The following is an 11,695-nucleotide window of genomic DNA, read 5'->3' on the forward strand; positions in this document are numbered from 1 at the left end:
CGTGTCTTTTATTCACTATCGCCATGCTATCTTCATTAATTTCCTGTCTGTTGATGATAGCCTGTCTGTTATTTTTTTAGGTCGATGGCTATTTCCATCCGCCGCCGAGTGACCGGTACAGGTCTACCATCGCGCTCAGGCGCTGACGGTCAACATCGGCCTGTCCCAGTTCTGCCTGAAGGGCACGTGACTGGGCGGTGATCACTTCGAGGTAAGTGGCCATACCACTGCGAAACAGCATCTGTGCCTGTTGTACGGCCAGCTGGGTAGTCGCTACCTGTTCGCCTGCAATCTGCTGCTGTGTTTTCAGCTTGTCCAGTTTAATTAATGCATCGCTTACTTCGCCGACGGCGTTGAGCGTTGCCTGACGGAAGGAGATCACAGATTGCTCGCGCTCTATTTTAGCTACTTCCAGCTGTGTTTTCAGGGCACGGCGCTGGAAGATAGGTTGGGTAATACTGCCCGCCACGGTACCAAACAAAGAGGCAGGAAGGGTAAACCAGTTGCTGGCTTTGAAAGCATTCACACCACCGTTAGCCGTGATGTTCAGGGAAGGGTACATATTACCCTGGGCAGCGCCCACGCGGGCGTTGGCGGCTACCAGGCCCAATTCAGCAGCCCTCACGTCCGGACGGCGGCTCACCATACCGGCAGGAATACCGGTAGGTAAGGAATCAGCTACTTTAAAATCATGCAGCTGGCTGGTCCTGCTGATAGGTGCAGGCAGTTCGCCTGTCAGGATGCGGATCGCGTTTTCCTGAATGCCGATGCCCTGCTCCAGTTGCGGTACCAGCAAGGCTGCGGTCTGCTTCTGGGAAATAGCCTGCTGTACGGCCAGTTCAGTGACTTCACCGGCTGTCTTCTGCAGACGGATCATCTGTACGATGGTGTCGCTCAGCGCTACGTTGCGTTTGGCGATGGCCAGCTGGTTGTCCAGCATCAGCAGGTTAAAATAGCTGCTGGCGATGGCGGCTACCAGGCCGGTCTGAACGGCACGTTGCCCTTCGTATGACTGTAACAGGGTGGCCTGTGCAGCTTCACGCTGACGGCGGATTTTACCCCATACGTCTATCTCCCAGGACATCCCCACCCCCAGGTTATAGTCTTCAATATGATCACCGAAGTTGAAATTACTCAGGTTCATACCGGTGAAACTATTCTTGGACGGGAAGTTGGTGTTAGCCGTGGCGGTGGCGTTGAACGCTGGCAGCCAGGCGGCTTTGGCCTGTTTCAAATAAGCCTGTGACGCTTCTACCCTTTTCACGGCCAGCTGCAGGTCGTAGTTGCCGGTAAGGGCTTTATCGATCAACTGCTGCAGGGTCACATCGCTGAAGAATCTTTTCCATTCCATTTCAGCAATACTGCTGTCGGAAGGAGCTACGTTGCCGAATTGGTTGGGCAGCGCCACCGGGGGCCGCTCGTAATTACGGCCAACCCGGCAAGCTGCTAACCCTACAACTAAGGACAACAACAAAATTATGAATGTGCTATATCTGGTATTCATCTGTCTTTTTTCTGTTTCTGGTAATAGATCTGTTGACTGTTAGTGCACCAGTTCGGCCATCTCTGCTTTTTTCTCTTCCTCGGTCACAATAGGTTTGCGACTGATTTTTTCCTGAAGGAACTGGAAAATCACATACAATACCGGGATGGCAAACACGCCCAACACTACACCGGTAAGCATACCGCCGGCAGCACCGGTACTGATGGAACGGTTACCCAGCGCGGAAGAGCCGGTAGCGCGCATCAGCGGCAACAAACCTGCGATAAAGGCGAAAGAGGTCATCAAAATAGGGCGCAGACGCAGGCGGGCCGCACGGATACCGGATGCTACCAGTCCCATGCCACTGCGTCTTCTCTGTACCGCGTATTCCACGATCAGAATGGCGTTTTTCGCCAGCAGCCCTATCAACATGATTAAACCTACCTGTACATATATATTGTTATCAATACCAAACAGGTTGATGAACGCAAACACACCGAAGATACCCAACGGTATAGAGAGGATCACCGCCAGTGGCAGGATATAACTTTCGTATTGTGCTGCCAGCAGGAAGTACACGAATATCAGACACAGCGTGAAGATGATGGTAGACTGGTTACCAGCGCTGATCTCTTCTTTGGTCATACCCACCCATTCGTAAGTGTAACCTCTCGGCAGATACTGCGCCGCCACTTCTTCTACGGCCTTGATGGCGTCACCACTACTGTAACCCGGTTTCGCCTGACCGTTGATGGTCACCGCGTTGAACAGGTTGTTGCGGGTCACGGTCTCTGGTCCGTATACGCGTTTCAGTGATACCACCGTGTTGATAGGCACTTGTTCGCCGAACTGGTTTTTTACGTATACCCCATCCAGTGAGCCCGGGTCTTTACGCTGCTCAGCGTCGGCCTGTACAATCACACGGTAGTATTTACCAAAGCGGTTGAAGTCAGAGGCAAACATACTACCATAATACACCTGCATGGTCTGCAAGATATCTCCCACAGCGATACCCAGCTGTTTGGCTTTACGGTCGTCAATTTCTATTTCAAACTGCGGATGACCGTTATTGAACGTGGTGAACGCGAAGGCTATCTCTTTACGTTTCATCAGTTCACCGATAAATCCGTAGGCGGTGCCACCCAGTTTATCCAGCGATCCGCCGGTACGGTCCTGCAATACCACTTCAAAACCGGCCACATTACTAAAGCCCGGTACAGTAGGCATGTTGAACACGAAAATGCTGGCTTCGGGGATGGCGGCAAACTTACCCTGCAACATGCCCATCAGCGCATTCATATCTTTGATCTTACCACGATCGGCGTGCGGCTTCAGTTTAATAAACCCTACACCGGAAGTGGCACTGCTGGAGTTACTGAGGAAGTTAAAGCCGGACACGCTCAGGTAAGAGCTGGTAGACTCGAGGTCTTTCACAATATGCTCCACCTTGTCCACTACCTGTCTTGTACGTTCCAGTGAAGAACCGGGAGGCATGGTCACGGCATATACCGCAAAGCCCTGGTCTTCTGTGGGAATAAAGCCGGAAGGTGTGGTACGCATCATCCAGAAAGTAACGCCGCCAATGATCACCAGTCCTCCAATCGTCAACCATTTACGTTTGATGAGGAACTGCAAACTGCGGGCGTACTTTTCTGTCATGGCATTAAAGCCGGTATTGAAAGCAGTAAAGAAACGTTTGCCAAAGCTTTTCTGCTGCGGCGCATGACCATTCAGTTTACCATGTTCCTGTCCGTGATCGGCATGATTATTTTTCAGGATCAAGGCACAGAGCGCAGGACTGAGCGTCAACGCGTTCAGCGCGGAGATCAGGATGGCGATGGCCAGCGTAAAGGCGAACTGCCGGTAGAACACACCCGCAGGGCCTTCCATGAAACCTACCGGGATAAACACGGCAGACATCACCAGCGTAATGGAAATGATCGCACCGGAGATCTCCTGCATGGACGACAACGTGGCGATACGCGGGTTCGCCCCTTTTTCCATCTTCGCATGGACCGCCTCCACCACCACAATGGCGTCATCCACCACGATACCGATCGCAAGGATCAGCGCGAACAACGTCAGCAGGTTGATAGAGAAGCCGAACAACTTCATGAAAAAGAAGGTACCAATGATGGCCACCGGTACGGCTATCGCCGGGATCAGGGTGGAGCGGAAATCCTGCAGGAAGATGAACACCACAATAAACACAAGGATAAAAGCCTCTACCAGTGTGTGTTTCACCTGATCAATAGATTCATCCAGGTATTCTTTGGTGCTGTAAATATTAAAGTACTCGATACCGGTAGGGAACGATTTTTCCGCTTTTTTCATCAGCTTGTTGATCGTTTCCTGTATTTCATTCGCGTTGGAACCAGCGGTCTGGTTGATCGCGATACCGATACCATATTTACTGTTTACTTTGGTATCACTGCCATAAGTGAAGGAACCGAATTCCACACGGGCCACGTCTTTCAGCCGCAGCACAGAACCGTCCGGATTGGCGCGCAGGATGATATCTTCATACTGCTGGTTCTTGTTGAGCTTACCCTTGTATTTGATCACATATTCGAAAGACTCCTGGCTGCCTTCACCGAAACGGCCGGGCGCAGCTTCCAGGTTCTGGTCGCGGATAGCGCCCAGTACTTCCTGCGGAGACATATTATAGGCCGTCAGCCTGTCAGGACGCAGCCAGATACGCATAGAGTAGTCTTTGGCGCCAAACACCATCGCCTGACCAACCCCTTTTACACGTTGTATTTCCGGGATGATATTGATCTTCGCATAGTTCTGCAGGAAGGTCTCATTATACTCCGGTTTGTCACTCTGCAGGTTCACCACCATGATCATACTGTTCTGTACTTTCTGGGTGCTGATACCGGCCTGTATCACTTCTGCCGGCAGCTGGCTGGTGGCTTTGGCCACACGGTTCTGCACGTTCACCGCAGCGAGGTCCGGGTCAGTGCCCAAACGGAAGTAAACGTTGAGCGTCATGGAACCATCGTTGTTGGATTGTGAAGTCATGTAAGTCATGTTCTCCACCCCGTTCACCGCCTCTTCGATAGGCGTGGCCACGGAACGGGCCACCACCTCGGAGTTGGCTCCGGGATAAGAGGCCGTTACGGCTACGCTGGGCGGTGCGATGTCCGGGAACTGGCTCATGGGAAGGGTCAGCAACCCCAGTATTCCCAGCAAGACCAGGAGGATTGATATAACGGTAGCCAATACTGGCCGTTCTATGAATTTTCTAAACATAATGTCAATAGCATTTAAGCATCATCAGAAAAGATGATGAAGAATGAAGGTTATCCGCAAAGCGCAACACCATTCATGGTAGGCGCCCCGCTTTGCGGATGCATCACGAAACATTAGAGCGGTCTTACTTTCAGCAAACTGTCGAGTGACATCTGTTGCGGAGCGATCACCGTACCGTCATGCAGACGGTCCAGGCCGGAGTAAACGATCCGTTGGCCGGATTTCACCCCTTTCTCCACAAAATAGTAGTTACCGCTTTTACCGGATATAGTAATGGGAACACCAGTCACTTTGTTGCTGTCGGCCACCACAAATACCATCACTTTATCCTGCAGCTCATAAGTAGCTTCGGTCGGAATCACCACCGCATCGGAGAATTGTTCAGGGATGCGGATCTTACCGGTGTTGCCGGTACGCAGCAGTCCTGCTCCGTTCGGGAAAGTGGCGCGGAAGCTGATAGCGCCCATGGTTTTGTCAAACTGACCTTCCATGGTTTCTATTTTTCCTTTTTCTGTGTAGATGGTATTATCTGCCAGTTTCAGTTCTACCTGCGGCAGCTGTTTTACTTTATCAGCAAGGCTGCCACCGGCGGTTTCGTTTTTAAATTTCAGGAAGTCGCCTTCGCTCATGGAAAAGTAAGCGTACATCTGGTTTACATCAGACAATACTGTCAGCGGCTGCGGTTCTGCACGGCCTACCAGCGCTCCCACTTTATAAGGGATTCTGCCAATATAACCGCTAACAGGCGCGGTGATCAGCGTATAGCCGACATTGATGCCTGCGCTACCCAGTTGGGCCTGTGCCTGCGCTACCGCTGCTTTGGCCGCCTGATAGTTGGCCTGCGCGGTTTTCAGTTGTACTTCGCCTACTACATTATTATTTACCAGCGGCGTAAGACGGTCTACTTCCAGTTGTGCTTTTTCCAGGTTAGCTTTAGCAGCCAGCAGGGTGGCACTTGCGTTGCTTTGTACTTCTGTGTACACACGATCATTGATCTTAAACAACGGCTGACCGGCCTTCACAAAAGCGCCTTCATCTACATAAATCTTATCAAGTATACCTTCCACCTGCGGACGAATGTCCACATTAGTACGGCCTTCCAGCGTTGCGCTGTATTCGCGGTAAGTAGTGGCAGGCACTGCATTCAGTTTCAATACCGGTAAAGCTGCCGCCTGCTGTCCTTCCATGTGCGCCTCTGAAGCGCCGCAGCCAGACAACAGGGAAAGAATTACGACACTATAGAGTAAGCCTGCCGGCAAGTTTGCAAAAACGGATCTTTTTGGTTTCATACTTGTTTTTTTAATCATACGACAATTTTTTTCCTCTTCGTTGCGAAGACAATACAACTCACATTGCTTCACAGCAGCAGTTTTAGTAAACAGCGTTCAGGAGGAAAGTACAGGCAGTCAACGTTGCGGCTTCGGGCCACGCATAACGCCACAGCTGGTTATACGTAAGCACGCAACAAAATGTTACTTCTGTAAATAAATAATAAAAAGAAAGGGCATTGCAGTTGTGCTGCTAATGAATATCCATGGTTTTCAAATTTTTTAAATGATGCACGGGCAACATCATTTCTTTATTGACAACGATGCAAAATTAGTATAATAATGTTAACGGACGTTTAAATTATTACGGGTTTAATTGTACTTTTCACGGGTCGTCTTTTGGAACGAGGCTGGCGTAAGTCCGGTATGTTTTTTAAAAAAGCGGTTAAAATAAGCATCATCCTCGAAATTCAGGCGCGCAGCGATCTGTTTTACAGAGTGTTCGCCCCAGTATAATAACCGTTTTGCTTCCATCGTCCTTTTTTCATCGATCACATATTTGGCGTTTCTGCCCAGCAGACTTTTCACGGTGTCATTTAAATGTCCGGGCGTTACAAACAACATCTCAGCATAGTCAGACACCTGCGTCTTCTCATGGAAATGCTGGTCCACCAGTACTTTAAACTGACGCGCCATATTGTATTGCGAATTTTCTCCGTTCAGCCACGCATTGGAAGGCTCCGAAATACGGCCGATAGTGATCACCATCGCATTCAGCAGGTTACGCAGCACGGCTTCCTTACGCGCTTTGTCGCTCTCGTATTCCTGCTTCAGCAGCCGGGCATAAACCAGCAGTTCGTCCAGCTGCTCGTCCGTCAGCGGCACCATACCGGAATTAAAAATACAATGCCAGCAGCTGATCACGCCCTGCATTTCAGGGACCAGGAAGTCTGGTGTAAAAGATATATTAATCAACTCCACATCATCCCCCATCGCATGCTGATGGACCTGGTCAGGTTCCATCAGCATGATGGCGGGTGCACTCACTTCATATTGTTTAAAGTCAATCGCTTGCCGGATAGTTCCTTTCAGCAGTATGTCGATACTGAATCCGTTATGACGGTGCGGCGTCCCCCAGTGCTCTATCTCCTCTTCATCACAACCATCTATCTTACCGATAAAAAAGGGCATGCCATTCACACAGTCTTCAAGACGGTACATGGGTATATCTGCTATCTTTCCTGCTTTTGTTACTTCCATGTGGATACTTTTTTTGAAGTGATCAGTCAACGGGCTCTTTCGGCTTTTCCTGTACTACCACCAGGTCGCTCAACTTCACGTTGATCGGAATATTACCCAGCTGTACAATACCGCGTTTGTCCCGGATTTCTATCAGGCGGCCCACCTGGCGATTGGTCAGGATTTTCACCTGATCACCTACCTGCACGTCACGGCCCACCTCTTCAAACTTGTCCTGCACTTTTTTATTGTGCTTTTCGTTGATCTGTTTTTCCCTGCGACGGAACAGCAATATCTCTGCCTGTTTCATCACTTTCTCTTTATCATTGCTGTCGCCGGCACGTTTCCACTCTACTACAATCTGCTTCAGCTTGCGTTCCATGTCTTTCAGATAAGCCAGGTCCGTTTCCTTGATCTGATTTTGCAGTTTCAGGAAAGTGATCTGCTGATGTTTTTTCTCTTTATCTGCCAACATTTCATATTCCCGCTTCAGCTTCTCGTTTTCTTTCACCAGCTTCTGTAACTCTTTCTCTTTGCTTTCTACTTTCTGGAGATCTTGTTCCGCTTTGTTCAGCAGTTTATCCAGCTGGAAATGACCTTCGTCTACCAGTTTTTTGGCCCGGGCAATGAGTGCCGGGTTCAGGCCAATCCTTTCAGCAATAGAAAAGGTATAGGAGCTGCCGGGTTTACCGATCATCAGTTTATACATGGGCATGAGGGTCTGTTCATTGAATCCCATAGCCCCGTTGATGATGCCTTTTACCTTATTGGCCATCACTTTCAGGTTGAGGTAGTGGGTCGTCACCACGCCAAAAGCATGTTTCTTGGCCAGTTCCTCCATGATCACCTCTGCGAAAGCGCCACCCAGGTTAGGGTCAGAACCGCTACCCAGCTCGTCGATGAAGAACAGGGTCCTGCCATTGGCGGTCTCCATGAAATACTTCATATTCTTCAGGTGAGAGCTATAGGTACTCAGTTCAAATTCCAGCGACTGGGTATCCCCGATGTGGATCATCAGCTGTTTGAAGATGCCCAGCTGGGAAGACGGATGCACCGGTACCAACAGGCCGGACTGCAGCATGAGCTGTATCAGGCCAATGGTTTTAAGCGTCACCGTTTTACCACCGGCATTAGGACCGCTGATCACCAGTATGTGCGCGTCTTTATCCAGACTGATGTTGACCGGTACAGTAGGCTTGCTGTTTTTGCGGTTATATAATAATAACAGCGGGTGGTAAGCCTGTACCAGGTGCAGCTGGGCGTGTGGCACCAGCGACGGGTAGTTACCGTCCATGTCCAGCGCCAGTTTGGCCTTCGCCCGGATAAAATCGTACATGCCCAGTATCTGGTGGTAGCCGTTGAGCAGCTCATTATAACCGCTCAGGGAGCCTGTCAGCGCCTTCAGGATGCGGTATACTTCCCGGCCTTCCTCTCTTTCGAGCGACTGGATATCGTTATTCAGTTCGATCGTTTCTTCGGGCTCGAGGAAAGCGGTTTTGCGGGTATCGGACTCGCCATGGATGATACCCTTGATCATACGTTTGTTTTCGGCGTAGATGGCCACCACCCTTCTGCCGTTGAGGAAAGCCTCTTCCTGGTCGGCCAGGTAGTTCAGCTTCTGCAGCTTCTGGAGGATACGCTCAAATACGCGGCGTAGTTCTGTTCTTTTACGGAACAGGGAGATACGGATCCTGGCCAGTTCAGGGGAAGCGTTGTCGCGCACCTGCCCGGTTTCATCCAGCACTTCATCAATCAGTGCCGTGATCTTTTTCTCATAATAAGTGTCCTTGATCACATCATACAGGCCACCATACTGAATACGGCGGTCGTGGTCAAAAAACCGGACGATGCTGTGCATGCTCTCCGCCAGTTTGCGGATGGACATCGCCTGATCACCGGTCAATACGGCGCCCTGGATAGACAGCAACCTTAACTCGGTATGCAGGTTCAGGACGTGATCATTGGGGAAATGCTCCTGCAACAGAATCAGCTGTTTGTATTCATGCGCCTGTTGCAGGGCGGCTTTTACGTAGTCTATATGCGTGTGCAAACGAAGATCAATAGCCATTTGCGTGCCCAGTTCCGTTTTACAGTGGTCCTGGAGCAATGCCTGTATTTTATCGAATTCCAACTGCACTAACGCAGACTCAGGAAAATATTTCAAGTGATAATATATTTAATTGAACGGCATAAACTTACAACAACAGAAGTATGCTGCCGGTTAAAACGAATGTGCTGCGGCTTTACGCCGGAGCCAATAAATAAACATATATGCTGCTACACTAAGCGCTGTAGCTGCCTGGGAAGAAGTATGCTGGGAAATAAATTAATTCTTTCTCATCGGCTTGTCATTGTACTATCAATAGTATCCGGTTGCCCGGTGTTTCTATCTATATTGCTGCTGCTGCTGACTACTTTTTTGAGGGCTTTCAGGCCCTTAATGGGTTCCTTCTGGCTAAAAAAGAATGTTAAAGTTACTAACTTGTCGCTTAACCTGCATCATTTTTTACGTAAATTATTATTGACACAGGGGATGCAAAAATAAGTAAACACCCTGAAATACCGCTACAGTGCTGTATTTTACATATGTTAAAAAGACAGCATTTTTAAATAAATATTTTATGCGAAAATACTCAATATTCATCTTTTTCGTAACATTGGCCTTGTTCGCCTGTGCGCAGAACAAAAAAGAAAAAGTTCCCGGAGATATGGAAATACCCAATAATACACATGTAGAAAAAGCCACTTTCGGAGGCGGCTGCTTCTGGTGTACAGAAGCCCAGTTTCAATACCTCGATGGGGTACTCAAAGTGGAATCCGGCTATGCCGGCGGCACGGTGGCCAATCCCACCTACGAACAGGTTTGTGAAGGTAACACCGGCCACGCTGAAGTTATCCAGGTCACCTACGACCCGGCCAAAATCAGTTACGATGAACTACTACAGGCCTTTTGGGAAAGCCACGATCCCACCCAGCTTAACCGCCAGGGCAACGACGTAGGTACCCAATACCGGTCCGTTATCTTCTACCATACGCCCGAGCAAAAGGAAAAAGCGGAGTTCTATAAGAAAAAGCTGCAGGACGCCGGCGCGTATGATAAGCCTATCGTGACAGAAATTGCCCCGATGACCACCTTCTATAAAGCCGAAGATTACCATCAGAACTATTACAATCAGAACGGACGGCAGCCCTACTGCACCTTCGTCATCAAACCTAAACTGGAGAAATTCAAAAAGGTGTTTAAAGACCACCTGAAGAAACAATAATCCGTAAAGGATACGCTAAAAGACAACAAGCCGGATCAAAAGATCGGCCTGTTGTCTTTTTTTTGCCCCATAAACCCAGGGCTTCAGCCCCGGGTTTCGTGGATAGGTCCGCATTCTCCCTTTCATACAGCAGTCGCCGCTATAGCAACCTCCTTATCATTTATCCCGCTTTACCCCTTGCTTTTAGGAAGGCACACACCTTTCTACCCCCAATTCGTAATTTTTCCTTATTTTAAGGAATCCTAAAAACTATTAATGACATCAATTCCACCAACTATCTGCCCCTACTGCGGCAGCAAAGAGCTGATTCGCACTGTTCCCGAAAAAGATCCATTTAATGTAATGGTCATCTGCCATAGCTGCCAGCGGGTGATTACTCCTGAACACGACGGCACTCCCGGCAAAACTACCACCGCTGTACGCACGATCGCCGAAAAGGCCATCCAGATATGCCTCAGCGCCGGTAAGCTACATGGCATCAAATACTATTACACAGAGGTCAACAAACTGCCAGACACCAAAACTACCCTTCAACAGTCCAAAGATACCGTGGAGGCCCTCCTGCAGGCACGTGGACTGACCAGCGCCGTCAGGAAGCCCAGCCGCAACGGTTGTGTTATTGCGTTGATTATCATTCTGTTGATCATCGCCAGTATCATCTATTTCTTTACCCGGCGATAGCCGCCACCCTGCCCGTCAGGATAAATTTTTCCTTTCCCATCGTTTGGTGTACCTTTGTACTGTAATAAATAGAATTACAGAATGAATAATGCCCGGTTTCCCATATCCTTACACATACTGACGCTCCTGGCGAGGGAAAGCGGGACATTACTGTCGTCCGACTACATCGCCGGTAGTATCAACATCAATCCGGTACTCGTCAGAAAGGAAATCAGCAACCTGCGCAACCACGGCATGATAGAAAGCAAAGAAGGTAAGAACGGAGGCGCCACGCTCGCCAAACCCGCGGGCACCATCCTGCTGTCAGATATTTATCATGCGGTACAGCAAACCTCCCTGCTGGGCAACAGCCGTAACCATCCCAACCCGGACTGCGCGGTAGGCAAACAGATCAATCAGCACCTCGACGACCTGTACAAAGACATTGAAGGGGCTTTACTACGGAAACTGGAACATATGACGCTGGCGGATTTCGCCAACAAATTTTGATATTTTGTCATTTT

At 49.4% G+C, this 11,695-nt stretch carries 8 protein-coding genes; 3 read left to right on the forward strand and 5 right to left on the reverse strand.

The window, feature by feature from the left end; translation table 11 throughout:
• Positions 1-88: 88 nt before the first annotated feature.
• From ICL55_RS32335 to ICL55_RS32355, 5 genes are all read right to left on the reverse strand, one after another.
• Positions 89-1,468, reverse strand: a complete 1,380-nt coding sequence (locus ICL55_RS32335; protein WP_246496780.1) for an efflux transporter outer membrane subunit — start codon at positions 1,466-1,468, stop codon at positions 89-91.
• 75 nt (positions 1,469-1,543) lie between these two features.
• A complete protein-coding gene (locus tag ICL55_RS32340; protein ID WP_188105641.1) occupies positions 1,544-4,738 on the reverse strand; it encodes an efflux RND transporter permease subunit in 3,195 nt (1,064 codons plus the stop codon).
• A gap of 113 nt (positions 4,739-4,851) precedes the next feature.
• Positions 4,852-6,027 carry an efflux RND transporter periplasmic adaptor subunit gene (locus ICL55_RS32345; protein ID WP_188105643.1) on the reverse strand — a complete coding sequence of 392 codons (1,176 nt, stop codon included), beginning with the start codon at positions 6,025-6,027 and terminating at the stop codon, positions 4,852-4,854.
• Between the two features lie 351 nt (positions 6,028-6,378).
• The gene (locus ICL55_RS32350) at positions 6,379-7,266 is read right to left on the reverse strand and encodes a helix-turn-helix domain-containing protein (RefSeq protein ID WP_188105645.1); all 888 of its coding nucleotides are present in this window, start codon (positions 7,264-7,266) and stop codon (positions 6,379-6,381) included.
• 22 nt (positions 7,267-7,288) lie between these two features.
• Positions 7,289-9,409: an endonuclease MutS2 gene (locus tag ICL55_RS32355; protein ID WP_188105647.1), complete on the reverse strand. Its 2,121-nt coding sequence runs from the start codon at positions 9,407-9,409 to the stop codon at positions 7,289-7,291.
• 457 nt (positions 9,410-9,866) lie between these two features.
• On the opposite strand from ICL55_RS32355, the gene msrA reads away from it, so the two are divergent.
• From msrA to ICL55_RS32370, 3 genes are all read left to right on the forward strand, one after another.
• Complete coding sequence (msrA, locus tag ICL55_RS32360; RefSeq protein WP_169227937.1) at positions 9,867-10,511, forward strand: peptide-methionine (S)-S-oxide reductase MsrA; 645 nt, start codon at positions 9,867-9,869, stop codon at positions 10,509-10,511.
• A 255-nt stretch (positions 10,512-10,766) separates the two neighbouring features.
• Positions 10,767-11,192, forward strand: a complete 426-nt coding sequence (locus tag ICL55_RS32365) for a hypothetical protein (protein WP_188105649.1) — start codon at positions 10,767-10,769, stop codon at positions 11,190-11,192.
• Positions 11,193-11,273: 81 nt separating this feature from the next.
• On the forward strand, positions 11,274-11,681 hold the full coding sequence (locus ICL55_RS32370) for an Rrf2 family transcriptional regulator (protein WP_188105651.1): 408 nt from the start codon (positions 11,274-11,276) through the stop codon (positions 11,679-11,681).
• The last annotated feature ends 14 nt before the right edge of the window (positions 11,682-11,695 follow it).

This window comes from Chitinophaga varians (assembly GCF_014529945.1).
In the GTDB taxonomy this organism is placed as follows: domain Bacteria; phylum Bacteroidota; class Bacteroidia; order Chitinophagales; family Chitinophagaceae; genus Chitinophaga; species Chitinophaga varians.

Coding starts and splice junctions, on each gene's coding strand:
- ICL55_RS32370 (WP_188105651.1), top strand. CDS start 11,274: ATGAATAATGCCCGGTTTCCCATATCCTTACACATACTGACGCTCCTG.
- ICL55_RS32345 (WP_188105643.1), bottom strand. CDS start 6,027: ATGAAACCAAAAAGATCCGTTTTTGCAAACTTGCCGGCAGGCTTACTC.
- ICL55_RS32340 (WP_188105641.1), bottom strand. CDS start 4,738: ATGTTTAGAAAATTCATAGAACGGCCAGTATTGGCTACCGTTATATCA.
- msrA (WP_169227937.1), top strand. CDS start 9,867: ATGCGAAAATACTCAATATTCATCTTTTTCGTAACATTGGCCTTGTTC.
- ICL55_RS32350 (WP_188105645.1), bottom strand. CDS start 7,266: ATGGAAGTAACAAAAGCAGGAAAGATAGCAGATATACCCATGTACCGT.
- ICL55_RS32365 (WP_188105649.1), top strand. CDS start 10,767: ATGACATCAATTCCACCAACTATCTGCCCCTACTGCGGCAGCAAAGAG.